Genomic DNA, 25,264 nt, shown 5'->3' with positions numbered 1-25,264 from the left:
AACGTCTGTCGCATTCAGGTAGATAAGATGATAAAATACTATAACATAGATGCCGAAGTCGTTGCATTTTCTACGACAAGGAAAGGCGGGAATAGCGAGGGTAATTACAGCGAATTCAATATCAATGAATACTGCGGAGACGATGTGGATGCCGTACGCAAAAACCGCCTGTTGCTCTCAGAAGAACTCGGTATCGATGTCGACCGCCTGATTATTCCTCATCAAACGCATGGTATCGAACTCCGGCAGATAGGCAGCGAGTTCTTTACATTGCCCGAACAAATCCGCAAAATGTTGATCGACGGCGTTGATGGCATACTTACATCGGTGCCGAATGTATGTATCGGCGTGTCTACAGCCGATTGCATCCCCGTTCTTCTGTACGATACAGAGCACAAAGCCGCCTGTGCTGTTCATGCCGGATGGCGCGGAACGGTGGCACGGATAGTACAAAAAGCAGTGGTAGAAATGCGGAATGCTTTCCATACAGAGCCCTCCTTGTTAAAGGCATGCATAGGTCCGGGCATATCGCTTGAACACTTCGAGGTTGGCGAAGATGTGTACAATGCTTTCTGCGAGGCCGGTTTCGAGATGAAAGAGATAGCAGAGAAGCGCGATAAATGGCATATCGACTTGCCTTTATGCAATAAGATACAGTTAGAACAAATGGGTATAGGCCCCGAACAAATATATGATAGCGGCACATGCACCTATGCCCATGCCGATGAATATTTCTCTGCACGCCGGTTAGGAACAGCTTCCGGCAGGATTTTTACCGGTATCATGCTCAAATAGTATTACCGTCAAATTAAAGAACAAATGATGAAAATAAACTTAAGACTATTGATCTTGGGCATATCATTCATCGTTACGATGTCGACGTTTGCCCTGATAAAAAATCGTTTCACTGCTGCCGAACAGCAGCAAATCAGTATTGAAACGCCCGGACTCTTTGCACGTTCCAATGTTTTCAATATAGAATTCGGTGAATTGACGAAAGACGAATATTCGTTTCCATTGCCGGTCGGGAAGGCTACTTTGCAGAAGAATGGCAATTTAAAGATAGTTACAGAAGCGGAAGATGTAGTAAAAGCCATGTTTAACGGTACGGTTCGTTTGTCGAGAAAGCACCCCGAATATGGCAATGTTATTGTAATAAGGCATGATAACGGGCTCGAAACCGTATACGGAAACAATGCCCAGAACCTTGTGAAAGTGGGAGAACGGGTGAAAGCCGGACAGTCTATTGCCGTTGTAGGTACCAAAGATGGTAAGACTTTCTGCGACTTTGCCATTATGGTTAATGGAGGTCGTATCAATCCTGAGGTTGTTTTCGGCATTCGTACCCATAAGTTGCGCAAGCAAACTTTGGTGTGTGAGAAGAACGGATCGCGGGTAGATGTGAGCGTAATGGGCACAAAAGAGAAAGAAACTGCTGAAAATACCGAAAATCCTTTCGAAAAGAACAGCACTTTTAAGTGGAACTTAGAGAAGATAGGCGATAGAGATTGGGCTTATCCATTGCCGGATGCTCATGTTATAAGTCCGTATGGCGGCAGACGCAACCATGCCGGAGTCGACATAAAGACTAAGCCTAACGATAATATACGGGCGGCTTTCGACGGTATAGTAACGAGGGCATGCACGTATTTCGGTTATGGAAAGTGCATCATTATCAAGCATAAATACGGTTTCGAAACGCTCTACAGCCACCAGTCGAAGAATTTTGTGAAGGTAGGCGATAAGGTAAAGGCCGGACAAGTTATCGGATTAACCGGACGAACAGGCCGTGCAACAACGGAACATCTCCATTTTGAGACGCATTTCATGGGGCGTAGGTTCAATCCTGCCATTCTCTTCGACCACATAAACCACACTCTGCAGAAAGTAACGCTTACGCTTACCAAGGCCGGAGGCATCACTTCGAAGAAAAATAAATAAGGTCTTAGCCGGCAAGGAGATGTTTTTATACGGAATGGAACTTCTGTCAACCTTTCTGAGGGAAAGGAGCCATGCTTGTAAGAGTTAAGGAGAAAAGGCTGCAAGAGCTAAACTTAGCTAAGATATAACGGCCAGATATGTGCTTGAGAGCGGGAAATTAGACAAGCCGAGTTCTAATGATATTCGTTACCACCATATAGTGTTGTTCTATTATATTGTCCACCTGATTCTATTATACCATATCTCTAATAATCTTATATAGTATGTTTTATACCGTTACACCATAGGTTTTTCGGCATAAGCTCAATTGTCTTGAATTTAAATATAGGTGAGATTGGTGGTGAAGATATGGTATCGAGTGCCGGTAGAACGGCCGACAGATAATAAAAGAGATAAGGTTCCACTGCGGAACCTTATCTCTTTTTCTTATGTCGGTTGGCACGCTGTTCGCGGTATTTGGCCTTTTGGCGGGCCGAACCCGAACCGTGTGCTCCCGTTATGTATTTCTTTTTCTTGGCTTTGGTCTTAACCTTGTCTTCTTTCGGGGCGCCTTCCGAGGCTCCTCGGAATACGATGCCGCCGCCCGAGATAATATCGTCTATACTGTCGTTCATGTCGTATATGTAAAGATGATGGGGAATGTGAACGGGATTAATGATGGAACAAACGCACTCCGGTGAACGCCATAGCTATTCCATACTTGTTGCATGTGTCGATTACATGGTCGTCGCGTACGGAACCGCCTGCCTGTGCTATGTACTCTACACCGCTCTTGTGTGCTCGCTCAATGTTGTCTCCGAAGGGGAAAAAGGCATCGCTTCCGAGAGATACCTGCGTGTTCTTGGCAATCCATGCACGCTTTTCGTCTGCGGTCAACACCTCGGGTTTCTCGCTGAAGAACTGTTGCCATGCGCCTTCGGCGAGCACATCATCGTGGTCGTCGCTGATATATATGTCTATCGTATTGTCGCGGTCGGCCCTGCGGATGCCCTCTTTGAACGGCAACGCCATTACTTTCGGGTGCTGACGCAGCCACCATATATCGGCCTTGTTTCCGGCAAGTCGCGTGCAATGAATACGGCTCTGTTGGCCCGCACCGATACCTATGGCCTGCCCATCCTTTACATAACACACGCTATTGCTTTGCGTATATTTCAGCGTAATGAGCGAAATAACGAGGTCGCGCTTGGCTTCCGGCGTAAATACTTTATTGGTTGTGGGAATGTTTTCGAACAATTTAGGATCGTCGAGCCGTATTTCATTGCGCCCTTGTTCGAAGGTAATGCCGAACACTTGCTTACGTTCGATGGTAGCAGGAGTGTAGTGTGGATCTATTTTAATAACGTTGTATGTGCCTTTGCGCTTTGCCTTGAGTATCTCGAGGGCTTCGGGCGTAAAGTCCGGAGCTATTACTCCGTCGCTCACTTCGCGCTTTATAAGCGTGGCAGTTGCCGCATCGCAGGCATCGCTAAGCGCCACAAAGTCGCCGTAGGAACTCATCCTGTCGGCCCCGCGTGCCCTTGCGTATGCACATGCAAGCGGCGATAATTCCATCCGGATATCGTCTACAAAGTAGATTTTTCGCAATATGTCGCTCATAGGCAGGCCTACTGCCGCTCCTGCAGGCGACACGTGTTTGAACGAAGCAGCGGCCGGAAGACCGGTGGCAGCTTTCAGTTCCTTTACAAGTTGCCAGCTGTTCAGGGCGTCGAGGAAGTTTATATAGCCCGGTTTGCCATTGATAACGTCGATAGGTAGGTCGCCTTCTTCCATAAAAATACGCGAAGGCTTTTGATTGGGATTACACCCATACTTGAGAGCTAATTCTTTCATTTCGAAAAGATGTTGGGTTCTGCGTGCAAAGATACATCTTTTTTCCGACAGATGGCTTATATATACCGTATATTCTCCTTATCTCTCCGAAACATATAGTGAGAATGTTTCCGAGAGAGGGGTATTGTGAATGTTGCTTGGCAGGCCTTGCCGAACGGTTCAGACTATAGGCTTTCTATCTCATTGAAGTTGCTCTGATGGCTATTGGCATGCGGTTTATCGAATTTATAAGATATGTTCAGCCTTATTTGTCTTGGCTCCCCTTTGCCCCGGTTCCACAATTCGAAACCGCTGAAACTGCTGTGATTGTCACATCGGTTGGTATGGAAAATGTCTGTTATGGCCATGCTAACCATAATACGTTTACCGAGGAACGATTTATTTAGGTACAAGTCGACGTATCCCGACGGCTTCATATATTCGTTGGATGCGCCTAAACGGTGAGACAGGTATGAGGCATTGAGTTCCATTTTGATAGTGGGAGGCTGCCTTTCGCCCACGATTACCACGTTTTCTATTTGTGCCAATTCTTCTTTTAATACGATGACAGGCAGAACAGTGTCGCCTTTCAGGGTGATCGGTTGGCTCAAGTAATGCGTGTAACCGATGCAACTGACGTATATTTTTACCTCGTTTTCTACGGCATTGATAGAGAACTTACCGTTACTATCGGCAATGGTTTGCTTGATCGTCTGCCCGTTAGAAGCATCGAGCAGGGCGATTACGGCGGCGTCGACAGGCGTCTGTGTTTGGTCTATAATTATGCCCGAAACGGTATGTTGTGCCGTTGCAGCGATAGAAAAACCAAAGAATAATGATACTATAAGCCCTCCTAAATGTATTGTTCTCATGAATTAAAGATGTATAAATTAGTAGTTTGGTTTACAAAAGTAATGCTTTACGTTCGGAAAGAGCCCTTTACTGTTGTTATAAAAGTGAAAAAAAGTTAATTTATACCTTTCGGATAGCGTCGGAATACCCGCAGGATGTGGAAGGAAGTGCTGCCGTATCCTTATTTCTGATGAGCGGTGTTGCGAATATACGAAAAACGTTTGGCAGATATATTTATTTTATATTATCTTTGTAACGTAACACATTAAACCGTTCGAGCGTATGAAACAAGAGTTGAAACTTCTTATGTTAGAGGTGGAAAAGAAAGTTGGTAAGGAAATCAGTGCGGCATCGGATTTCGAACGTCTTGCCCGCCTGTTTTCGCTGCACCATGTAAACATAAAGTCTGGAGCTTTGAAAAAGGTGTGGAATTTTGTTACCATAAAAGAGAAACCTACTGCCGAAACGCTCGATAAGTTGGCTCTCTTCGTGGGGTTCCAGAGTTGGAAAGACTTCCAACAGGCACTGCATGGTACGAATGATGCCGGCCTGAACTACGAAGAGGAGGATGCTACGAAGAAAACGGAAGCCAAAGACGAAACCGCAAGATAAGCCCCTTGCCGGCGGTATAAAATACAAAAAGAGGTTCATCACGATAGTAATGAACCTCTTTTTATTTCTTTCTGAAGAATGTAGAAGCTGCGTGTTATTCTGCAACACTATTGGTACGCTTCTCTTTAATGCGTGCTTTCTTGCCCGTAAGAGCACGAAGATAGTACAATTTAGCGCGACGTACCTTGCCTCTTTTATTCACTTCGATGGAGTCGATGTTAGGAGATTCGATGGGAAAAATACGCTCTACGCCTATTGTTCCCGACATCTTGCGAACGGTAAAGCGCTTCTTATTTCCGTGACCTGATATCTTAATCACCACACCGCGGTAGAGCTGAATACGCTCTTTGGTACCTTCGACGATTTTGTAAGCAACGGTTATCGTGTCGCCAGCCCTGAAATCCGGGTACTGTTTGCCAGTTGCAAATGCTTCTTCAGCAACTTTAATTAAATCCATTTGTTTGATAATTAAATATTGTTCGTCGTTCCAACGTAACATAGCGGGCAACTCTTCTTCCCGTCAGCGATTACGCTAAAAGCGATGCAAAGGTACAAAAAAGTAATGTATAATTACTTGTTTCGGTGGAACAATTTTATGATTTTAACAAAAAAGCGTGCAGTTGCGGGTGCCGAGAGGAGGATTTTCGACTTCTTGGGGTGTGGTGCGAAGGTGGCAGATGCCGAGGATAAAACGGCTGTTAGCCACTCTTTAGCTTTATAAGTTTTCGATAGAGTACAGACAGAAGCACCCTGTAAGGTCGGCAGGCGGCACATATAGGCACCTTAGAATATCTATGTAACGAACTTGAATATATCCTCTAAGCGCCTTAGGCTATATGTCTGCCCTCCGCATCTTGCCGCTTTATTCTTTTTACCCTTTTATTTTTTCATCCGTTCATATTCCGATTATCTTTTTTACTTACGTACTTTTTTACCCTTTTATCTCTTAAACGGCTTCTTTTGCCCGATAATCTGTTTCCCTCTTTGTGCAAAGCCGAAGAAGGCAGGTCTTATCTTTATCGTTGCCGGTTCCTGCGAATTATTTCCTGCGTTTATTTGTCTGTTTCTGTTATTTGGACTATATTTGCATAAACAAATCGAAGACTATGTATAAAAGAATGATGGTAGTGGGCATGATGGCGGTGCTTGTATTGGGCACATCGTGTAGCTCACATTATGTTATGACGGGTATTTCGAGGTCTCGAATCCTTGTAGATAAGACCTACGATGCGGCTCCCGATGCCGATGCTACGGCGTTCTTGGCGCCTTACAAACACAAAGTAGACAGCTTGATGAGTCCGGTTGTGGGCACGAGTGCGGCCTATATGGCGGCACACAGGCCCGAGAGCGAACTGTCGAACCTGCTGACCGATATCATTGTTTGGGGTGGCAAGAAGTTCAACGAGCACCCCGATTTCGGCGTATATAATATGGGCGGCATCCGTGCAGCGCTGCCTAAGGGCAATATAACTTATGGCGACGTGCTCGATGTGGCACCTTTCGAGAACAAAATATGCTTTCTTACGCTCACCGGAGATAAGGTGTTGGAGCTGTTCAGGCAGATGGCACGCCGCGGAGGCGAGGGAGTAAGCCGCAGTGTAAGGCTGAAGATAAGTCCTGAGGGAAAGCTCCTTTCGGCACAGATCGACGGTAAACCGGTGGAAAAGAATGCGAAGTACCGCATTGCCACGCTCGACTATGTGGCGCAGGGCAACGACGAAATGGAGGCATTCAAGGCAAAGACCGATGTAGTTTCGCCGCAGAACAGCGAGAACAACGTGCGTTTTATCATTATGGATTACTTCCGCGAAAAGGCTGCACAGGGCCAATCGGTGAGCGCAAAGACGGAGGGACGCATCGTAGTGGAACAAGATAATGATCGATGATTGGATAAATAGGATTTGAAGAAACGGTTATGAGAAGAAATATTTTTATTTTATGGATGTTGCTGGTTGTGCTGACAGCTTCGGCACAAGTCAAACAACTGACGATATTGCATACGAACGATACGCATAGCTGCATATTGCCGCTGAATTGCAACTTGGCAGATACGATGCTGGCCGGCAGGGGCGGCTTCGTCAGGCGTGTGGCCATGCTGCAACAGGAGCGCAAGAAAGATCCGGAACTGCTGCTGTTCGACAGCGGTGACTTCTGCCAAGGTTCGCCGTATTTCTCGCTTTTCAAGGGCGATGTTGAGGTGGGATTGATGAATATGATGCACTATGACGCCGGTACAATAGGCAATCATGAGTTCGATTTCGGCTTGGATAACATGGCACGTATATTCAAGAAGCTGAATTATCCTATCGTTTGTGCCAATTACGACTTTACCGGAACCGAGTTGGCCGATATTGTGAAGCCTTACGTTATATTGAAACGCAAGGGACTGAAGATTGGCGTATTCGGCCTTTCTCCGCAGCTCGACGGGCTTGTAGACGTGAAGAATTACAAGACTACGAAGTATCTTGATCCGGTAAAGGTGGCCAAGGAGATGGGCGAACTGTTGAAGAATAAGGAGAAGTGCGACCTTGTAATCTGCATATCGCACCTCGGATGGTTGGAAAGGGGCATGAGCGATCAGAAGATGATAGAGGGTTCGCGAGGCATAGACCTTGTGCTCGGCGGTCATTCACATACCTACTTTAAGACTTTGCGCTACGTAAAAAACCTCGATGGCAGGGAAATTCCTGTGGATCAGAACGGCAAGAATGCTATTTACGTGGGCAAGATTACGCTCGATTTCGGCCGTGCACGCGGTAAATAGCGGGCTGTCTGCTCTGCATGAACACTGTTGTTTGTGCTGCCCGAAGCCTGTATTATTCGAAATAGAAAGTGAGCACGATCATCTTGGATTGCGCTCTGTCTATGGAAGTGGCATAGGGTAGCATCGCTTTGTCTCTGATGTCTTTTACATGGTTGCTGTTGAAACTGTTGGTAAGTCCGAACATGAATTTGAGTTCGGGGCGCAGTTTGAAGTATTGCAGATAGAAATCGCAACCGATACCTATGTCGGCAAACAGGTCGTAACGCTTTAATTCAAGATAATCGTTGCCGTGGCTACTGAGGTTAAGCATGGGGGTTAAGCCTCCCAAAAGGTAAGGGCGGTAGTTGTTGGAACGCGGGGCAGCGAAGATAAGTTCGAAGGCCGAGGCCACATATACGGTCTTCATGTCTTGCTTTTGTTCCTTCGGACTGCCGTTAGGCGTTGTTTCTTTTAAGTTGCGAAATGTGATGTGTCGCGTGCCGAAGTACATTGTAGGCGCGATGCGCAGCTGAAAATGAGTGTTTAGGCGGAACTCCCCGAGCACACCTACATTGAACCCGGGATCCCAACGGCTTTGGTCTGTCGTTACTACAGCTTCGTAACTGGTGCCGTCGTCGTTGGTGATGGTGTGCGAACCTATGTTGTTAAACTCCAGATCTTGGAGATGTGTACCCACTAAAACGCCGAAGTGGAACGGTCGCAAGTCGGTATAAGGGCGGTTCTGCACCTTTCTGTCTTGCTGCGCATGGGTGTTCAGCGCACAAATTATTGCGGTTAAAAAGAAAAAAAGTCTTCTCATATCACCTTATAAACGCCTTTTATCGGAAGTTATTGTGTCGGCACGCTTTCGACTTTTGTGCGTGCCGTTGGTCTTATTCGGGCAACATGACTACCTCGATATGATTTCCTGAAGCAAAAAGACGGGTGCGCATAAAGGTCGAAATCTTATCGGGAGTGAGGGCATTTGCCGTTTTTTTGTAATCGGTCAGTAGGTCTATCCCTTCTTCCTGATAGGTTTCCAAGGCTTTCACCCAATGATAATTTTGTTTGGCTTGCTCGTCGGCGCGTTTTATCATGAACTTCTTTACCTTGTCCAGTTCGGTAGCATCGACTTTCTTTGCCATGCCTATGGCCTCCGCGTACATAATTCTCAGAGCTGTGTCGGCCTTTTCGGGCTTGATGGGACAAATGCCGTAGAGCTTTACATAAGTATTGTTACCGGCTTTCGACACGGTGCAATGGGCATCGGCTGAATAGGCTGCCGATGCTTCTTCGCGTATTTTGGCGATGTAGAGAGCCGTCAGAACTTGTCCTGCAGCATCGGCTGTCAGTCTGTTTTCCAGTGTGTTTTTAATGCCTTTGGCATACCAAATCATGTAAGCCTTGGCCTTCGGCGTTTCCATCTTCCGCCTGAAGCGGTTGATTATTGTTCCTTTAGCATAGGTTTCTACGTCTTTCCATGATGCTCGTTTGTTTGTCGACGGCAGCGAGGCTATATATTGTTCGATAAGAGGCAGCAGTGTTTTCTCATCGAAATTGCCCACAAAGGTGAACGTGAAACTACCTGCGTTTGCGGTACGTTCCTTGGCTATCTGCAATATGCGGTCGTAGTTCACGCGGTCGATGTCCTCGAGTGTGTAGTTTGAAAAGCGCGGATTGTGGCTGTGCAGGGTTGCTGTAAGAGAGTCGGACAGTGCCATGTCGGGCGACTGACTGATATTTTTAAGTCTTGTACGGTAGCTCGATATGAGGTTGTCGAAGGCTTTCTGATCTTTCTTGATGCGGGTGAAATAAAGGTAAACCTGCTGCATCATACATTCCAGATCGCGGGGCGATGAGACTCCGGTTACCCGTTCATAATCGGTATCGAGCGAAAGATTGACATTAGCCGTCTTTCCTGTCAGTGCTTTACCGAGTTCCTGCAACGAGAAAGAACCCAGTCCGCTGGAGGCAATCACCTTGTTGAAAAATTTCATATTGATGAAGTCGGCCTCGCCGAGCAGCGATGAACCGCCCCGAGAATAGGCATTCAGCAGGATTTCATCTTCTTTGAAATCGGTCTTCTTCAATATTACCCGTGTTCCGTTCGATAGTTTCAGCAGCTTAAATCCTAATCGCTTATTCTCTTTGATACCCGTGATTTTGCCTTTTGGGGGCAGTGATTTGAGCAACGGTTCGTTCCTCACTTTGTCAATATAAGGGCTTACGGGCTCGTTCCGTGCTTGGCGTATGGCCGACAGCAGGTCGGCGGAATCGGGCAAGGTAAGTCCTTCTTTGTCGGGATTGAAGCTGATTATAACCAGATTTCGTTCGTTCTCGGGGATCATTTTGCGCATGAAAGCGTCGGCATCCTGTACTTGCAGGCTGTCGAGCAGACGGGTACGAATGCGGTATTGCACTTCGGGAGAGGGGATAGGCTCGCCGTTAAGGAAGTGCTCGGCATACTGATTGCCGAGGAAGGCATTATTTCTTTTGTTGCGAGCGGCATAGCGTTGGTCGAGTATGTTATGGCTATCGGCCTTGGCACGGGCAAATTCAGTGGGAGTGAAGCCGTGTTTTACGGTTCTCATTATCTCGCTCATGGCCGCTTTTACGGCCTCTGTCGTCTTGCCTTCTTTGGGGATAACGGTTATTTGGAAGGTGTATTTGGTTTTGGAAAATAGGTAGGTACCGTAGCCGACAGCACTCTGCGTGTAAGGACAGTCGGCCTCTTGTGCCTGTTCGGCGAGCCGGTTGCGCAGCATGGTCATCGTCATATCCTTGATGAGCAGATAGCGGTAATAATTTTCGCTCTGCCTCATGGCACGCGTAACAGGATCGTGTTTGTACATCACCTGCACCACGCTTGTTTGCTGTTCCTTGTCTTTATCGATCACAACGATAGGCTTTTCGTTGTCCGGAACGGCTTCGTTGGTTACTTTGGGAGCATCCTTTCTTGCAGGGATCGGTGCGAACAGTTCTTTTATTTTCTGCTCCGTGCGGTCTACATCAATATCTCCGACAACGATGATCGCTTGGTTATCGGGACGGTACCACTTCTCGTAATACGCTTTCAATGCCTCGGGCTTGAAGTTATCTACAATCTCCATCTTGCCGATAGGCATGCGCCGACCGTATTTGCTGCTCGGGTAAAGTGCCTCGAGATTACGTTCGAGCAGTCGCGAAGAGGCCGACGTGCGCAGTCGCCATTCCTCATGAATAACGCCGCGTTCCTTGTCTATCTCTTTCGGATCGAGTGTCAGTGCACACGACCAGTCGCGGAGAACGAGCAAACAGGAGTCGAGCGACGAGGTTCGGACTGCCGGCACGTTGTTGATATTGTACACTGTGCGGTCGATAGAGGTATAGGCATTGAGGTTTTCTCCGAACTTCACGCCCAGCGATTCGAGATAATTAATAACGCTATTGCTCGGAAAATGAGCCGTACCATTAAAGCACATGTGCTCGAGGAAGTGTGCCAATCCCCGTTGGTCTTCGTCTTCTTGTATGGAACCCACACGCTGCACGATGTAAAAGTTTACCCTATGTTCGGGATAACCGTTGTGTAGAAGGTAGAAAGTGAGGCCGTTCGGCAATGTTCCTATGCGTACACTGCTGTCTGCAGGTATAGGTTTTATGGCGGGTTGTGCCGTCGTTGTAAGGCCGAAGAGCAGCGAAACGACGGCCGTAAGAAATATTTTCATCTTAGAAGCTTAGAATGATTGCGGCATTCAGATTATGTCGCATACCACTGATTTCATAGGTGTTAGCGAGGGCGTAAGCAAGGTTGTAGGTGAGCGAAAGCGAGAGACGGTAACGGTAGAATGCCTTTCCGCCGCCGATATTCAGTTCGGTTGCGCCTTTCGCTGTGTGATAGTAGTTGTAAAAGGGACGTGCCACGTCGGTAGAAAAAATGTTTTCTTGCGAGGTAGGATAGGTAAGCGTGGCTGTTGGAAATAATAGCCATTGGCCTGCACCATAGAAGATATAACAAGCGGAACGCAAAGCGTGCTGCCTATGCCATGTCAATGATGCATTAAGACCGCTGCGTTCGAACAGGTGTGCGGAAGAGCCGTCTTGTCTTTTTTCGTATTCATAGCCCGCCGACAGGCCGTATCGGTTGATGCAACCGGTGGCTGTGTATTGGTGGAGCAGAGCGTTGAAGCCGAGAAGACGGTGATTGTAAACGTAGTTTTTTTGTCCTTGAAGAATGTTGTCGAGCTTATCCGAGCCCTTTGTGAGATAAGCATAAGCCTGCGTTTGCAGCTTTACTGTGCTGCTAAATGCGTAGTCGACGCCGAGATCAAGGCTTATCTTTGTTGTTTTGTAGGTAGAAAGAAGACTGCGAGATACGTTTGTAGTGCGGCTGCGACGTATGCTATCGCGCTGTATATCGTAGCTGAAACGCGCCCAGAGTGTAAGACTATCGATGTTACCTTTCAGTTGCAGGCTTGCGTGACGGGTGTAAATGTTCGTTTCGAGCGTCCTGTTCTGGTATTGCTGCGTCTTTCTGTTCATGCCAAACCCCATGAGTTCGTAAGCCATCATGTCGAGTCGTGTCACACGGTCGTTATCCGTATTGTTGTAAACGATGTCGTTGTCGCGCGTTCCATAGCCCAGTCCGCCGCTTAAGAGGGCTGAAAATCGGGGCAACGTGATACCTCCGAAGAGGTAATAACGAGAGATAAAACTCTCTGTAGAGGGCCTCGGATCGTTGCTTCGCGCACCTTTTCGGTACTTGACATGTGCCGATGCTCCCACTACAAAGAGCTGTGAAATGTTCCAATCGAAAGTTCCTTTAATGTCGTAAGCCTCAATCTCCCAGTTTCCTTTCTTGGGCGAACCGAAATAATAGGGCAATCCATCTTGCGGCATTTCGCTAAGCAGCCATTGTACGCTGTCGTTATATTGGCGCGTATAGGCAAACTCACCGTATAGTTGCCATGTGTTTGCCGAATGCAGGCCGATGGAACGTACTCGTATTTCGTTCGCCTTTTCGGGCATCTGGATACGCATCATCTTGCCGCTTTGGTATCCGTATTCCAAAGAGGCGTAACCGAAACTGCTCCTCGGCAGCAGATTGACACCTACAGGAGAAGTCAGCTTCGCATCGCACATCCTGATTTCCAAACTGTTAGGGATGATGATTTGGCGCGTAGAGTCCAGCCCTTTTGCCTCCGCACCGGCAGGGCAAAGGGCAAATGAAACTATGACTAATATCTTCAGGAACTTCTGTAACATGCGTTTTATTGTTGAGGTGCGAACGCTTTAGGCTCGGCCTTCATCTCTACGAAGTCGAGCGTAGAGTTGTTGATATCCTGCAATACCTTACGTGTTCCGTCCACACGACTGATTTTGCGGGTTATGCACATCGAGCTGTAATCGGGTTTTGAATAAGTATAGCCGGCATCATCTTTCTTCTGGAAAGCCTTGGGAGCAACGTAACCGTCGGCAGTCGGAGTGATCACCTCTACCGCATCGATGACATGGGCGTTAGGAACTTGCATGAATTGATCCTTGGATCCCTTTGCCGGATCTATGGCCGGATAAAGATAAACGGGCAGTGATGCCGGATCAGAGTGACGGAAGATGACATATCCTTCCTTACCATTGCGCGATAAGCGCATATACCTATTGTTGCCTTTATGGATAATGGTCATGTTCGCAGCATTGGGATTGTCGAGTGTTTCGTAGCCTTCGTAAACCACATCGAACTCGGCTTTGCTTAAATCAACGGTAAGTTCGGGAGCTTCGGGAGTAATCTGTTTGCCAGTACTTGTAGTAAATGCAGCTTTATAGTTTTGCGCAAAAGCCGCGATGATGAAGCTCTGGCCCGGTTGTATGGGATAGTCTTTTCCCTTACCGGGAACCATGAAGAGCATTTTGGCATAGTAATACTTGGCGTTGGCGCCATCAACGTCTTTCATGTCTTGCGATTTGCTCCAGTCGTAACGGCCGTCTTCGGTATAATAATACCTTTTGTCCTGCCACTTATGTCCATTTCCATAGCGGTTCATCGTGGTAACGGCAATACACAGACTGTCGGCATAGAGCACGCGGTTGGTATTGTTATAAATCTCGATGAACTGATCGTTTTCGCCTGCAGCCTTCTTGTTGTCGGAACCTGCATAGTAGATGGTTTTAATTATGAAATCATCCGTTGAAGCTGTATTTAGTTCCAAAGCCAGCTCTTTTACTTTGTCGGGCTCGAGTTGTATGCCAGTTGCCGAAGCCGAGAATAGCACGGAGTCGGTTACTTCTGTCGTTGTACCCGTAGCGTTTTTATAATCTTCGGCCGACATTTTGTAGGTGGCCGTTACGTCGTACATATCTACAGGCAGGTTATCAATTGTGGCAATGCCGTTTGTACCGACTTCTACAGAAGTTTCCTTGCCTGAGTTCACGTTGCGTAGCGTAAGATTAACCTTGCCAAGAGCCACCTTATTATATTCTGAAGCGAGTTTCACACTCACTTTGACAGCCGAAGAAGACACATCGGGTGTGTCGTTCGAGTCGCTACAAGCAGTGAAAAACGTTGCAGCAATCACCAGCATAAGAAAGGCAAACATATTGCCCAAAGAAATTAACTTTTTCATTTTTTAAAGTTTAGTTGTGATTATGAATTTAATAAATATAATTATTTTGTTATAATCTGTAGGATATATCCATGCTTATGGTAGGTGCCTGATTGAAATATATTCTCACGCCGTCGCGCTCGATATACGGGCGATAATTGAACACATTGTTGACATAGCACGACAGCCTGAGCTTTGTTCCCAACTCTTTAGATATGCGCAAGTGGCAATTAGGTACGATGATGGGCTGATTGATATTGACGGGAGCATTATCGGTGAGCCATAAATAAGCCCATTTAACGTTCTCCGCTTCATTGTCTTTGAAGTATATGGCTTTGAAATCTCGGTTGTAATAGCCTTTCGGATAGATGCTGAAGCCATGCCGATTGTAGTGGCGATACCAGAAATTCTGCATTCGCAGGTTGAGTATCAGGCCGATGACGGGTATCTGTTTGGTAACGCTGATTGTAGAAATTATTTCATCTGAGCTGTTTTTGGTCGGTGCATAGATACCCGTTACCGCCTCTCTGGTGAGGTCTACCGAACTGCCTGTGCGGTCGCCTTTCGAATGATAAAGGCTGTAGTTGTAGACCAAAGAGTAGTTGAGCGATATGCCCAACGGATGAATATTGCTGATGTTTCCTATCAGCTCGATGCCCATATTGCGACTGTAGAGCAGATTTTTGGGCGTAAAATAGGAGTCAATGATCAGTTCTTTGTCGCCGTCGGGTACATAGATAGGGCGCCCTGAAGCCTCTTGGCCTACCTTTTTATAATTCTGTACCCACATCGTGTCGAGCACAGACTGCGAACTGATGCCCCGCATGTCTATCTTCATATATCCTGTGAGCGATGTGTTGAACCCTCTTCCGTTGTAAGACGTGCCCAGTTCAAAGCTATGAGTGTAGGGCGATTTCAGGTTTCTGTTGGTTGGATCGACCACCTTTGTTTGGTAAAGGTATAACCGCTCGTTGGCATTGTCGCTGTAGTTAGAGAACACCAGTCGGTCGAAGTATACGTTTTCGGGATAGAGATAAGCCGTGGCGGGTATCTTGTAACTGATACCGTAGGCTGCATTGAAGCTCAGTCCATTGTTGAAAGAAAAGAGACTGTTCATGCGCGGACTCATCGTAAAGATGCCTCGTTGTGCCTCTATACGGACACCTCCCGTAACTGAGAGCAGGTTCTGTCCGAAAGGCAGGTTCAGTTTATCTTGCATGTATCCGCCGTATTGCAGCAGTCGGATGCTGTTTTTGTAGTCGTAGGAGCGGTCTCCGCGCCCGCCTTGTCCCCCATCATAGTAGGGTGTTTCGGGATTGAATATCTTTCCTCTGCCCAAGTTTGCCTCGTAACGGCCGAAAATACCTATGCTGAGGTTGTGTGATGCCTTGCCCGACTTTACCAATTTACGACTCTCTATATTGCCGTAAAGCGCCAAGGGCTTGCCCTCTATTTCGAGCAGTGAGGTGTAATAGGGCGGCGCAATGTCGGTTTCGTGCAGACCGTTGGTATAGGCATCGGTGATAATGCTGCGCCAATAATTAGCGATATACTCCTCGTGCATGTCGTATTGGCGTGAGAGGGAGAATGAAAAGTTATAGTCTGTCATATCGAAAAATCCCTTCTGTGGCGAGAACGAACCGCGTGTAGAAAGTCGAAATGAAGATTGATCGGTCTTTGTGCGGTTGAGGTATGCATCGGGATCGTTCTTCAAACCATCGAGATTTTTAGAGAAATCCAGCGACAGCGTATTCTCCCATTTGAGCTTTCTGCTGAAAGTTTTCGTCCATGTCGTATTGATTGAGATATTCGAATTTGTCTTCAGTTTGTCTCTTCTGTCGCGGGTACTGTGCATATAGTCTATGTTGAAATTGAACAGACCGTACTTCTCGCCCAGCGAGAAGCCCTTACCGATCGATACATCGAATATGTTGTACTGAACTTTTACTGATCCATAGAACGGCGTAAGCCCCGCACGACGGTTGATGATGACGGCTCCGTCGCTCAAATCGCCGTATTTTACAGGTGCCACACCCGATATTACTTCGATGCTTTCGATGGAAGAAGCGGGGATAAGCCGCAGATCGTTGCCGTTTCCGACGTTCTCGTTGTTGTCGGTATTGAACCGTCTGTCGAACATTTTGATGCCTCCCCATTTACCATAACTGTCGAGTTGCATGTTGGTGTTGTTGGATATAGGCACGCCATCCACTACGTATGAGATGCCGAAAGCGGCGTTTCGCGTATAATCGTTTATCTTGTTGCGGCTGTAGGCATCGAGCGGATTTTCGAGAGAACCCGAGAGTACGGAGCGCAGAGTGAGGAAACTGGCATTATGCATATCGGTGTTAAGGATGGCTTTGCCCGGCAGAACCTGCATAATATCGGCAAGATTGTAGGCTTGAATGTTATCTATAGTGCTGCGTTGTATCACCATAGAGGAGTTAGACTGCTTGGGCACGCGCACTGCATTGACTTGTACGCCTTTCAGGTAGAGGCTGTTGTCCTCCAAAGCGATAGTCATTCTGCCTTTCGAAGGCAATGTGGTGGCGTTAAGAAAAAGTGTTTTCGGACTTTTTCCTACATACGAAATGTTGATTTTAGAGCCTTTTCCTTGGAAAAGCGTCTGCTTTAGCAAAATATTTCCATGCCCGTCTGCAGTGTAGGTACGGTCTGCAGTCTCCACGTTCACGGTGGCGTATGGTAACGGACTGCCGGTCTTGTCTGTGATTGTTAGCAGAATATCGTTGGAAGAGGGGGTATGCGCATAAGCAAGACTTATGCATATCAACCCTAAGAGGAAAAATACGGCACGTTTTCCCCTTGTTGATATTTGAATAAACAATGTCATTTTTTCAACTATATTCTTTCTATATCCCTAACAATTCGTATTTGGTTGCAAAGTTATATATCTTCTGTTGTCGTGAAAATACCTAAAAATGATTATTTGATATGTGTAGCTCATATACTATATATCGGGATTTCGTGTTATTTTAACATGATGGGTATCGTTGTGTGTATAAGCGTTTTACGCTATTATCTGTATGTGTGGTGTTATGAGAATAGATAAGACAAGATATAAATAGTACAAAAATATGATCATTATTTGTAGGTATGTCGGATTATTTTTTTATCTTTGCATTGTACAAGAATAGATATCTGCTTCGGCAGAAATACAAGAACATTATTAATATTTTAAACATTTAATAGTATGGCTTACGTAATTAGCGACGACTGCATAGCATGCGGATCGTGCATTGATGAATGTCCTGTAGGAGCAATCTCTGAAGGGAACAAGTATAACATTAACCCTGATATGTGCACGGAGTGCGGCACATGTGCGGATGTTTGCCCTAACGAGGCGATCTCTCTTCCGTAATAAATCGGATTGAAAGGATATTTTGAGGTAAAAGCAGTTCTCTGTAGGAGCTGCTTTTTTTATTGTCTGTTTTTATTAGATGTGATGCTTGTTGCGGATAGAATATGTATGTATTCGTAATGTATGCATGGTCTGATGGGTATGGAGGTGCCATGTATTGTAGTTTCGGTAGGTGAGAAGAATTTTTATGTGTAGTATGCTGTTCTTGCGCAAATGTTGATATACTTTATTCTTGTATCAGTTTACATCTGTAAGGAATTGGTTGGATGGTAATTAAACAATTGTATGATGAGCAGTTCTCTTACTGTAGTTGGTAGAAAGATGTTCTTTTTATAGTAGGTTTCTTACCTTTCTGACATTAAAAAGGGATGAAGCCTTGCAGGCCTCATCCCTTTTATATTTTGAACGGTGCTATCTTACACCTTCTTTTGATTATTTGCCTAATACTTGTTTTGCTGTGGCGTTATTGGGATCGAGTGTCAATACTCTGTTCCAATAGTCGGTATAATTGGGTTTATCATCTATTTTGTAATAATAGTATCCAAGGTATTGATAAGCCTCGAGCAGATATTTATTTTCGTTCTCATCGCGGTTCTCCTTATCTTTCAGCATATTTGCAAGCTCCTCATAGAAAGGTTTTGCCTGATATGTTTTCATATCGGGATCCATATAAGAGTTGATGCGAGCCTGCCAAAGAGTAGCAAAATCTTTGACGTTGGGATACTTCTCACCGAGTTCTTTGTAAGCGGCAGCAGCTTTCTGATATGCTTCTGTCTGCTCTGCCCCTTTAGTTTCCTGTGCTTGTGTTAGATAGATGCCGGCTAAACCTGCATATTCTGAAGCCGTTTGTTTGTCAAGGCTCTTCAGATATTCCTCATATTTCTGTGCAGCATTAGTATAATCTCCTTTCGCCGAATAGGCATTTGCAATGTTTTTAAGAGCATCTGAACGGTCTTGTTTGTTGTCTGTATTGTTCTCGAGCGATTTGTTGAACATTTCGATGGCCTTGTCATAGTCTTTTTTACCGAGATATGCATAGCCATAATACAGATAGTCGCTTTCCGTTATCTTTGTCTTTTCAGATTTATTGAATAATGCATCTGCATATTGCAGAGCTTCATCATATCGCTTCAAGTTGGTGAGATTGAAGAAGTTGATACGGTTTAATGCAGCATTTGAAGGGAACTTCTTGATACCGAATTGTGCAATCTCAAGGCTCTTATCGAACTCGCTTTTGAGGAAATAATTAAGCGCGAAGCTCACTAATTGGTAGTCTTCCATCTGGTTCTTATCTACCTTATTGTAGTATTCAAGTGCTTTAGAAATGTTTCCGGCCCTGTCATAAATCTCCGCAGAAATGATATCTACCGGATAATCAGGACGCTGTTTGCGCAATTCTTCGAGCTTAGCTACAGAAGAAGAAGGGCTGACTTTGCTGTTTACCTGTGCATAACGACGGTAGCCGTTTGGGTTTTTCGGATCGAAATATGTTGCCTGTTCGTACCATCCGGATGCTGCACCGCCGTTGTCTTTGAATGCTTCTATGTCGCCTGCAAGTACGTAAGCGTCTCCATAATGCTTGTCTCTTGCCATGGCGAGGTTTGCATATATCTGCGCGTTTGCTGTGTCCTTGATGTCAAGGTAAGCACGTCCGATAGCCGTAAGCACATCGGCATTCTTCTTATTTGCTTTGAAAATGTCTTTGATTTGCTTCTCTTTATTGGCATCTTGAGACTTGATGATTTTAGTTACTTGTTCAATGGTAGCCTTGTGATCGTCTTGTGCATTTACGGAAATATAGCTTCCTGTCATTAATGCACCGATCATTAAATATTTAATAGTTTTCATAATTTTCTATCTTTAAATTGTTTGTATTCTACGTATTCAATGTTATGACGTTCCACGATTGGGGAAGTTTATATTATTCAGTAACATTAACATTTCTGATGGTAATATTGCCTTGTACGGGTAGTAAACCCGATTTCAGAATAATCATCTGCCCTTTAGGGGAAGCGATAAAGTTGGCAAATCCCCATGGCAAGGCATTAATAGGATCGTTGAGAAGAGCATAAATTGTTCTTATCAAGGGATAATTGCCATTATATATATAATATTGGTAAGGTTTCCAGCTGTTGGCCGGCGTTGCTTTAGGCACTTTACTTACCGACATGATCTTAATATTCTTGTTGAAAGTGAGGTTGGTTGAGTCGCGTTTATCGTTCAACCAGTTGCTGCCGATGATGCCGATGGCATTGGGCGTATGTTCTACATACTCAATCACATCTGCCGTCTTGTTTGTTGCAGCAACATTTTTATTTGTGATAGGTTTACCGCCAAGGATGCTGTCTTCTGCAAAGTGTACAGCACTTGACTTCTTGTTATCGAATACCAATAGGATTTCTCCTCTTTTAGAACCCTTGTATATGTCGCTCCAATTTCGGGCTTGTCCGTTGAGGATGCGTTTGATATCATTTACACTGATACAGGTATCCGTGTTTTCTTTGTTGACGATCAATGCCAAGCCATCGTATGCAATTTTTATTGCCCTTGGCATAAATCTTCTGTCTTGTAAGTTTTTTAATTCCTTGTCTTTAAAATTACGAGAAGTAATAGCAAGGCATACTTTTTCTTTAAGCAACATATTGATCGCATCCAACTCATTCGTATAAATGGGATTTACAGTTGCTTTCGTATATATGGATTCGAAGACTTGCTTCTCTTCTTCTATTATAGGACTGAAACTTTCGTCAGAGGCGAAACTAATCACCCCTGACGAATAAGTATCTGTTCTGCCGCCTTTGTGCTTCTGTTGTCCGCATGAAGCCAATAGGCAGGCAGATAGTGTTAATCCTACGAATATGTAAGATAACTTATTTCTCATTTGCAAATTACGATTGCAGTTTAAATGTTACAGGAACAATGTATCTAACTCGTACGAAAGAGCCATTCTGTTTTCCGGGTTGCCATTTAGGCATGCTCTTTACAACGCGTGCCGCTTCCTTGTCAAGTGACGGATCTACCGGACGTGCAACCTGCACATCGGTGATAGAACCATCTTTCTCAACCACGAAAGATATCGATACACGTCCTTGAACACCGTTCTCTGCAGCAACAACCGGATAGTGAGTATTGCTTCGGAGATACTCCATAAGAGCTGCGGGACCACCGGGGAATTGAGGCATCTGTTCTACAACTTCGAATACCTTGTTCTCTTCCTCATGCTTAGGCGGTTCGGGTTGAGCAATTACTTCCTTGGCTTTAAGAATCTCACCGTTAGCTTCATCATTACCTTGTACGTTGAATGAACCGATTGCTGTCTTTGTAGACATTAATTGGTCTTGTGTCTTGAGCTCGTCTTCAGGTTTTACTTCCGAGTCTTTCTTAATCACCGGTGCTGTAAACTTGACAGAACTCTTTACGCGTTCAACAACTTTTTCAGGTTCTACTTGTATCTTTTTTTGTTCAACTTTAGCTTTCTTCTTCGGTTGATTAAGTGCGGATATCTCGCTAACCTGAGTTGCTGCAACCTTTCGTGCATTCTCATCTACAATGTTCTTAATAGCCATTCCTGCAAATGCAAGTATTGCAACAATAAGCACAACGATGATAGCAATAAGGTTTCTCTTAGAGGTTCCCTTGCGGAGTTTGTAAGCTCCGTAAGCTTGGTTTCTACCTTGAAACACCAATTCTACCCAATCGTTCTGGACTAAATCAATTTTTGCCATTTCTTTTGCTTTTAATTGTTAATTACATGTCATGACTATTCAATTCCCTTCATCTTGAGAAGTTTCATGTCGTCAGGATTGATTTTGTCAATAACGTACTTACCAATACTGCAAATCTGCATTTCATCGAGAGCGTCAACCAAGTTCTTGTAAGTAGCCTTATCAGTAGCTTTGATGATCACAGTCATCGTTGATATCTTCTCGTTTCCGAGATCTCCGCTTTTGATTTTTGACAGTTCAGCGTTGTAAATCGAATCATTATATTTTTTCGGATCTGCAAGCTTTTTCTTGTCTAAGGCTGCCTTGGCTGCCATTACCTGTTGTACAGGCGTTGTACTATCTTCTGTAACGTGGTTTATCAATACGCTGCGGATGCCATTCTTTCCCCATGTGGTTTCTTTCATGCAACTGGGATCGTCGTATTTAGGCTGGCCTTCCACATAATAAATTTTATTGTTAGCACCTAAATATATTGTTATCGTGTAAGATGCTTTTGTTACAGATTTGTCTTTATCTTGAGTGTTCTTATCATTACTTGGCATACTCAGCTCCATTGTCTGTGGCTTAGCCAAAGAAGTACAGAGCATGAAGAAAGTGATAAGAAGCATCATCATGTCAACCATCGGAGTGAAGTCCACGCGGACATCCATCTTCTTTTGTTTGCTTTCTTTCTTCTTCATTACTTATTCTCCTCTAACTTTTTGTATTGAGTAATCAGATAATAACGATTTTCACCCATATCCTGAAGTTCAGACATTACTTTCTTGATAACGGCATAAGGAGTTTTCTCATCTGCCTTGATGGCAAGTTTGATATCCGGATTTACAGAATGAACTTGTGTAACCCAAAGCTGGAACTCGCTTTTATCTTTTTTGCCATCGGTCTCGATACTATCTGTAGGAATGCCTTGGTTCTTGATTTCCTCTGCCATCTGGCTTTCATCGAGTTTCAGGTAGGCAGAAAGTTTGTCCATAGGAACACCCCACATCGGATCTTTTCTGAATTTTGTCAATTGCTCTTTGTCGAGAGATACGCCGAATTGACCAGTCATACCAGAAAGAACATCCATCATTTGAGCCTGATTATCCATACTCATGAATACCTGTCCTTTCTTATCGACAAGAATATTCAAGACATTCTTTTCTGGAACTTTTATTTCAGAAATAGATCCAGGAGTTACTACTTTCACCGGTTCATTCTTCACAAACGTCGACGTTAGCATGAAGAAAGTCAGCAAGAGCACCATGACATCCGACATAGGAGTCATGTCGATCCAGACCGTTTGTTTCTTAATTTTTACTTTACCCATAGCGATAAATTTTTAAAGGGTTAGCAAAAAATTAAGCTTCTTCTGCGTGATTGGCTTCGTATGTCTGAGCAATTGAGTAACCAACCTCATCAAGGGCGTATGTCAACTTATCGATCTTGTTTGTGAAGTAGTTATAAGAAATAACTGCACACCAAGATGTCAAAATACCGAATGCGGTGTTGATCAAGGCCTCAGAAATACCAGTTGAAAGCGCGAGAGAATCGCCGCCGCCACCTGCTGCCAATGCTGCGAATGACTTGATCATACCGGTTACCGTACCAAGAAGTCCTGTAAGTGTACCCAATGTAACGATAGTTGCGATGATGGGAAGGTTCATCTGGAGGGTAGGCATTTCGAGCTGAGTTGCTTCTTCGTGTGCCTGCTGTATTTTGGCTACCTTCTGTGCTTTCTTAACACCACTTGTTGCTTCCTGTTCTTTGTAAGCTTTCAAAGAAGCGGATACAACATTTGCTACGGAACCTTTCATCTTATCGCAAAGAGCTTGTGCTTCATTGAAATCGTTAGCTTTCAAAGCTGCTTTGATATTTGTGACGAACTTTGTCAATGAACCTCTTCCGAATGCATTGCGGATAGCAAGCCAGCGCTCAACAGAAAGGCAGAGAACGGTAAGCAACAATGTGTGGATGATAGGAACGACCATACCACCTTTGTAAATGGTTCCGAGGAGGTTACCATTCAAAACGGCACCTGTAGGATCGTTGTTTACAAAGTTTGCGGGATTACCTAATAAGAAACGGTAAATCAAGACTGCAATGAGGAAGCATGCAACGATGATCCAAAATGCTGCTCTGATACCTTGAAAGCCCTGTGATTTCTTAGCAGGGCTGGCTGTTTGTTGTGTAGTTGCCATAATTTTACTTTTAATTTTTAGTTATTAATGAATTTAAATTATTTTATTCTGTTTTCGATTTGTAAGTGTTATTGCTTTCGTTTGACCACGATATGTGACTATAAAAAACAACGCAAAGATATACAATTTATGTATAACAAAAGCGGTTATTAAGAAGTTTTAACGGGTTTTTCGCCGAATTATCTGCTAAATATTGCCTTTGCTTCTTTACTTTTTATTCCCACTTTATCTTAGTTTTGCCAATGCTTCTTTAATTCTGTTCATTGCTTTGCGAATATTGTCATCGCTTGTAGCATAACTCATACGGAAACATTCCGGATCGCCGAAAGCATCACCGCCCACTGTTGCCACGTGTCCGACTTCCAACAAATACATAGCGAGGTCTGTGGAAGTGTTGATAATATGTTTACCATCTGTCTTTCCGAAGAACTTGTTGCACCTCGGGAACAGATAAAAGGCTCCTTCGGGAATATTGATTTCAAGGCCCGGAATATCTTTTGCAAGAGCAACAATGAGATTTCTTCTGCGTTCGAAAGCAAGCCGCATTTCCTCTACGCATCCTTGATTTAAAGTATATGCCGCTTCGGCAGCTTTTTGGCTTACAGAACATGGGCCGCTGGTGTATTGCCCTTGTAATTTGTTACAGCCTTTCACGATCCACTCGGGAGCGGCGATGTATCCTATTCTCCAGCCTGTCATGGCGTAGGCTTTCGACACTCCATTGACAATGATAGCACGCTCTTTCATTCCCGAAAATTGAGCAATGCTCTCATGTCTCCCCACGTAATTGATGTGTTCGTAAATCTCATCAGCAAGAACAAACAAGTCTTTATGACGCTTTATGACGTCGGCAAGCCTCTCAAGTTCACTTTTCGAATACACACTTCCCGTAGGATTACTCGGCGAACAGAGTATGATAAGTTTGGTTTTCGGAGTGATGGCTGCCTCAAGTTGTTCGGGCGTCATCTTAAAGTTTTGTTCGAAACCGGCGTTTACAATAACCGGAATTCCTCCGGCAAGTTTTACCATTTGCGGATAACTAACCCAATAGGGAGCGGGAATGATCACTTCGTCCCCCTCGTTAATCAGTGCCATCACCGTGTTGCATACGCTTTGTTTGGCTCCATTAGACACTAAAATCTCATTAATGGTATAGTCTAATCCGTTTTCTTTCTTCAGTTTGGCAACAATGGCCTTACGTAAATCGGCATATCCGGATACAGGAGAGTATTTAGAATAATTCTCGTCGATGGCTTTCTTTGCCGCATCTTTAATAGCTTCCGGAGTATTGAAGTCGGGTTCTCCCACACTCATATTGATGACATCAATACCTTGAGCTTTCATTTCATTACTCCTTTGAGACATTGCCAGCGTTGCTGATGGCGCCAGTCGGTTTAAACGATTAGATAATTGTGCCATATATTCAAACTGTTGTTTTGTATTAC

The 25,264-nt window shown here is 44.8% G+C and carries 22 protein-coding genes; 6 read left to right on the top strand and 16 right to left on the bottom strand.

Features of this window, described 5'->3' with window-relative positions; genetic code table 11:
- Positions 1–27 precede the first annotated feature (27 nt).
- Together pgeF and BN3912_RS04710 are read left to right on the top strand one after the other, a co-directional pair.
- The gene (pgeF, locus tag BN3912_RS04715; protein WP_023984667.1) at positions 28–795 is read left to right on the top strand and encodes a peptidoglycan editing factor PgeF; all 768 of its coding nucleotides are present in this window, start codon (positions 28–30) and stop codon (positions 793–795) included.
- A gap of 24 nt (positions 796–819) precedes the next feature.
- Complete coding sequence (locus BN3912_RS04710; protein WP_394332696.1) at positions 820–1,941, top strand: peptidoglycan DD-metalloendopeptidase family protein; 1,122 nt, start codon at positions 820–822, stop codon at positions 1,939–1,941.
- A 413-nt stretch (positions 1,942–2,354) separates the two neighbouring features.
- Here the strand turns inward: BN3912_RS04710 and BN3912_RS04705 are convergent, their stop codons facing one another.
- The 3 genes from BN3912_RS04705 to BN3912_RS12420 all read right to left on the bottom strand — a co-directional run bounded on the left by BN3912_RS04705 (position 2,355) and on the right by BN3912_RS12420 (position 4,625).
- The gene (locus BN3912_RS04705; RefSeq protein WP_023984669.1) at positions 2,355–2,555 is read right to left on the bottom strand and encodes a hypothetical protein; all 201 of its coding nucleotides are present in this window, start codon (positions 2,553–2,555) and stop codon (positions 2,355–2,357) included.
- A gap of 37 nt (positions 2,556–2,592) precedes the next feature.
- Positions 2,593–3,774, bottom strand: a complete 1,182-nt coding sequence (locus BN3912_RS04700) for a phosphoribosylaminoimidazolecarboxamide formyltransferase (protein ID WP_023984670.1) — start codon at positions 3,772–3,774, stop codon at positions 2,593–2,595.
- 164 nt (positions 3,775–3,938) lie between these two features.
- Positions 3,939–4,625: a carboxypeptidase regulatory-like domain-containing protein gene (locus BN3912_RS12420; RefSeq protein ID WP_023984671.1), complete on the bottom strand. Its 687-nt coding sequence runs from the start codon at positions 4,623–4,625 to the stop codon at positions 3,939–3,941.
- A 262-nt stretch (positions 4,626–4,887) separates the two neighbouring features.
- Here BN3912_RS12420 and BN3912_RS04690 point away from each other — a divergent pair, with 262 nt between their 5' ends.
- Complete coding sequence (locus tag BN3912_RS04690) at positions 4,888–5,217, top strand: hypothetical protein (protein WP_004369599.1); 330 nt, start codon at positions 4,888–4,890, stop codon at positions 5,215–5,217.
- Positions 5,218–5,311: 94 nt separating this feature from the next.
- Here BN3912_RS04690 and rplS read toward each other — a convergent pair whose 3' ends face one another.
- On the bottom strand, positions 5,312–5,674 hold the full coding sequence (rplS, locus tag BN3912_RS04685) for a 50S ribosomal protein L19 (protein WP_016665306.1): 363 nt from the start codon (positions 5,672–5,674) through the stop codon (positions 5,312–5,314).
- Positions 5,675–6,323: 649 nt separating this feature from the next.
- Between rplS and BN3912_RS04675 the strand changes: the two genes are divergently transcribed.
- A complete protein-coding gene (locus BN3912_RS04675; protein WP_036859801.1) occupies positions 6,324–7,103 on the top strand; it encodes a 5'-nucleotidase C-terminal domain-containing protein in 780 nt (259 codons plus the stop codon).
- Between the two features lie 29 nt (positions 7,104–7,132).
- Positions 7,133–7,981, top strand: a complete 849-nt coding sequence (locus tag BN3912_RS04670; RefSeq protein ID WP_023984673.1) for a bifunctional metallophosphatase/5'-nucleotidase — start codon at positions 7,133–7,135, stop codon at positions 7,979–7,981.
- Positions 7,982–8,033: 52 nt separating this feature from the next.
- Here BN3912_RS04670 and porT read toward each other — a convergent pair whose 3' ends face one another.
- The 5 genes from porT to BN3912_RS04645 form a co-directional block, all read right to left on the bottom strand.
- Entirely contained in the window at positions 8,034–8,780 is a 747-nt protein-coding gene (porT, locus tag BN3912_RS04665) for a type IX secretion/gliding motility protein PorT/SprT (RefSeq protein WP_023984674.1), read from the bottom strand.
- 73 nt (positions 8,781–8,853) lie between these two features.
- Positions 8,854–11,664 carry a M16 family metallopeptidase gene (locus BN3912_RS04660; protein ID WP_023984675.1) on the bottom strand — a complete coding sequence of 937 codons (2,811 nt, stop codon included), beginning with the start codon at positions 11,662–11,664 and terminating at the stop codon, positions 8,854–8,856.
- Position 11,665: 1 nt separating this feature from the next.
- Positions 11,666–13,201: a DUF6850 family outer membrane beta-barrel protein gene (locus BN3912_RS04655; protein WP_023984676.1), complete on the bottom strand. Its 1,536-nt coding sequence runs from the start codon at positions 13,199–13,201 to the stop codon at positions 11,666–11,668.
- Positions 13,202–13,206: 5 nt separating this feature from the next.
- The gene (locus tag BN3912_RS04650; protein ID WP_023984677.1) at positions 13,207–14,556 is read right to left on the bottom strand and encodes a DUF4876 domain-containing protein; all 1,350 of its coding nucleotides are present in this window, start codon (positions 14,554–14,556) and stop codon (positions 13,207–13,209) included.
- A gap of 49 nt (positions 14,557–14,605) precedes the next feature.
- Positions 14,606–17,386, bottom strand: a complete 2,781-nt coding sequence (locus tag BN3912_RS04645) for a TonB-dependent receptor plug domain-containing protein (RefSeq protein WP_023984678.1) — start codon at positions 17,384–17,386, stop codon at positions 14,606–14,608.
- Between the two features lie 360 nt (positions 17,387–17,746).
- Here BN3912_RS04645 and BN3912_RS11925 point away from each other — a divergent pair, with 360 nt between their 5' ends.
- On the top strand, positions 17,747–17,914 hold the full coding sequence (locus tag BN3912_RS11925; protein WP_004369609.1) for a DUF362 domain-containing protein: 168 nt from the start codon (positions 17,747–17,749) through the stop codon (positions 17,912–17,914).
- Positions 17,915–18,346: 432 nt separating this feature from the next.
- Here BN3912_RS11925 and BN3912_RS04640 read toward each other — a convergent pair whose 3' ends face one another.
- The 7 genes from BN3912_RS04640 to BN3912_RS04610 form a co-directional block, all read right to left on the bottom strand.
- Complete coding sequence (locus BN3912_RS04640; protein WP_023984679.1) at positions 18,347–19,762, bottom strand: tetratricopeptide repeat protein; 1,416 nt, start codon at positions 19,760–19,762, stop codon at positions 18,347–18,349.
- Between the two features lie 73 nt (positions 19,763–19,835).
- On the bottom strand, positions 19,836–20,795 hold the full coding sequence (locus BN3912_RS04635; RefSeq protein WP_023984680.1) for a PstS family phosphate ABC transporter substrate-binding protein: 960 nt from the start codon (positions 20,793–20,795) through the stop codon (positions 19,836–19,838).
- Positions 20,796–20,802: 7 nt separating this feature from the next.
- Complete coding sequence (locus BN3912_RS04630; RefSeq protein ID WP_023984681.1) at positions 20,803–21,639, bottom strand: energy transducer TonB; 837 nt, start codon at positions 21,637–21,639, stop codon at positions 20,803–20,805.
- Between the two features lie 35 nt (positions 21,640–21,674).
- The gene (locus BN3912_RS04625) at positions 21,675–22,319 is read right to left on the bottom strand and encodes an ExbD/TolR family protein (RefSeq protein WP_004369613.1); all 645 of its coding nucleotides are present in this window, start codon (positions 22,317–22,319) and stop codon (positions 21,675–21,677) included.
- Positions 22,319–22,948 (bottom strand): ExbD/TolR family protein, encoded by a 630-nt coding sequence (locus tag BN3912_RS04620; RefSeq protein ID WP_023984682.1) that lies wholly within the window; start codon positions 22,946–22,948, stop codon positions 22,319–22,321. The genes BN3912_RS04625 and BN3912_RS04620 overlap by 1 nt, the downstream gene beginning before the upstream one ends.
- 31 nt (positions 22,949–22,979) lie before the next feature.
- Entirely contained in the window at positions 22,980–23,819 is an 840-nt protein-coding gene (locus BN3912_RS04615; RefSeq protein ID WP_004369615.1) for a MotA/TolQ/ExbB proton channel family protein, read from the bottom strand.
- A 225-nt stretch (positions 23,820–24,044) separates the two neighbouring features.
- A complete protein-coding gene (locus tag BN3912_RS04610; RefSeq protein ID WP_023984684.1) occupies positions 24,045–25,238 on the bottom strand; it encodes a pyridoxal phosphate-dependent aminotransferase in 1,194 nt (397 codons plus the stop codon).
- Positions 25,239–25,264 lie beyond the last annotated feature (26 nt).

The sequence above is a fragment of the Prevotella phocaeensis genome (genome assembly GCF_900065875.1).
In the GTDB taxonomy this organism is placed as follows: Bacteria; Bacteroidota; Bacteroidia; order Bacteroidales; family Bacteroidaceae; genus Prevotella; species Prevotella phocaeensis.
The sequence above is the reverse complement of the archived record's forward strand: the minus strand, read 5'-3'. Positions and strand labels throughout refer to the sequence as shown.

What these genes read in the sequence shown, in the direction of transcription:
- BN3912_RS04625 (WP_004369613.1), bottom strand. Translation starts at nt 22,319, where the DNA reads ATGAAGAAGAAAGAAAGCAAACAAAAGAAGATGGATGTCCGCGTGGAC.
- BN3912_RS04700 (WP_023984670.1), bottom strand. Translation starts at nt 3,774, where the DNA reads ATGAAAGAATTAGCTCTCAAGTATGGGTGTAATCCCAATCAAAAGCCT.
- BN3912_RS04620 (WP_023984682.1), bottom strand. Translation starts at nt 22,948, where the DNA reads ATGGGTAAAGTAAAAATTAAGAAACAAACGGTCTGGATCGACATGACT.
- BN3912_RS04675 (WP_036859801.1), top strand. Translation starts at nt 6,324, where the DNA reads ATGTATAAAAGAATGATGGTAGTGGGCATGATGGCGGTGCTTGTATTG.
- BN3912_RS04670 (WP_023984673.1), top strand. Translation starts at nt 7,133, where the DNA reads ATGAGAAGAAATATTTTTATTTTATGGATGTTGCTGGTTGTGCTGACA.
- porT (WP_023984674.1), bottom strand. Translation starts at nt 8,780, where the DNA reads ATGAGAAGACTTTTTTTCTTTTTAACCGCAATAATTTGTGCGCTGAAC.
- pgeF (WP_023984667.1), top strand. Translation starts at nt 28, where the DNA reads ATGATAAAATACTATAACATAGATGCCGAAGTCGTTGCATTTTCTACG.
- BN3912_RS12420 (WP_023984671.1), bottom strand. Translation starts at nt 4,625, where the DNA reads ATGAGAACAATACATTTAGGAGGGCTTATAGTATCATTATTCTTTGGT.
- BN3912_RS04645 (WP_023984678.1), bottom strand. Translation starts at nt 17,386, where the DNA reads ATGACATTGTTTATTCAAATATCAACAAGGGGAAAACGTGCCGTATTT.
- BN3912_RS04635 (WP_023984680.1), bottom strand. Translation starts at nt 20,795, where the DNA reads ATGAGAAATAAGTTATCTTACATATTCGTAGGATTAACACTATCTGCC.
- BN3912_RS04630 (WP_023984681.1), bottom strand. Translation starts at nt 21,639, where the DNA reads ATGGCAAAAATTGATTTAGTCCAGAACGATTGGGTAGAATTGGTGTTT.
- BN3912_RS04650 (WP_023984677.1), bottom strand. Translation starts at nt 14,556, where the DNA reads ATGAAAAAGTTAATTTCTTTGGGCAATATGTTTGCCTTTCTTATGCTG.
- BN3912_RS04655 (WP_023984676.1), bottom strand. Translation starts at nt 13,201, where the DNA reads ATGTTACAGAAGTTCCTGAAGATATTAGTCATAGTTTCATTTGCCCTT.
- BN3912_RS04705 (WP_023984669.1), bottom strand. Translation starts at nt 2,555, where the DNA reads ATGAACGACAGTATAGACGATATTATCTCGGGCGGCGGCATCGTATTC.
- BN3912_RS11925 (WP_004369609.1), top strand. Translation starts at nt 17,747, where the DNA reads ATGGCTTACGTAATTAGCGACGACTGCATAGCATGCGGATCGTGCATT.
- BN3912_RS04615 (WP_004369615.1), bottom strand. Translation starts at nt 23,819, where the DNA reads ATGGCAACTACACAACAAACAGCCAGCCCTGCTAAGAAATCACAGGGC.
- BN3912_RS04690 (WP_004369599.1), top strand. Translation starts at nt 4,888, where the DNA reads ATGAAACAAGAGTTGAAACTTCTTATGTTAGAGGTGGAAAAGAAAGTT.
- BN3912_RS04660 (WP_023984675.1), bottom strand. Translation starts at nt 11,664, where the DNA reads ATGAAAATATTTCTTACGGCCGTCGTTTCGCTGCTCTTCGGCCTTACA.
- BN3912_RS04640 (WP_023984679.1), bottom strand. Translation starts at nt 19,762, where the DNA reads ATGAAAACTATTAAATATTTAATGATCGGTGCATTAATGACAGGAAGC.
- rplS (WP_016665306.1), bottom strand. Translation starts at nt 5,674, where the DNA reads ATGGATTTAATTAAAGTTGCTGAAGAAGCATTTGCAACTGGCAAACAG.
- BN3912_RS04610 (WP_023984684.1), bottom strand. Translation starts at nt 25,238, where the DNA reads ATGGCACAATTATCTAATCGTTTAAACCGACTGGCGCCATCAGCAACG.
- BN3912_RS04710 (WP_394332696.1), top strand. Translation starts at nt 820, where the DNA reads ATGATGAAAATAAACTTAAGACTATTGATCTTGGGCATATCATTCATC.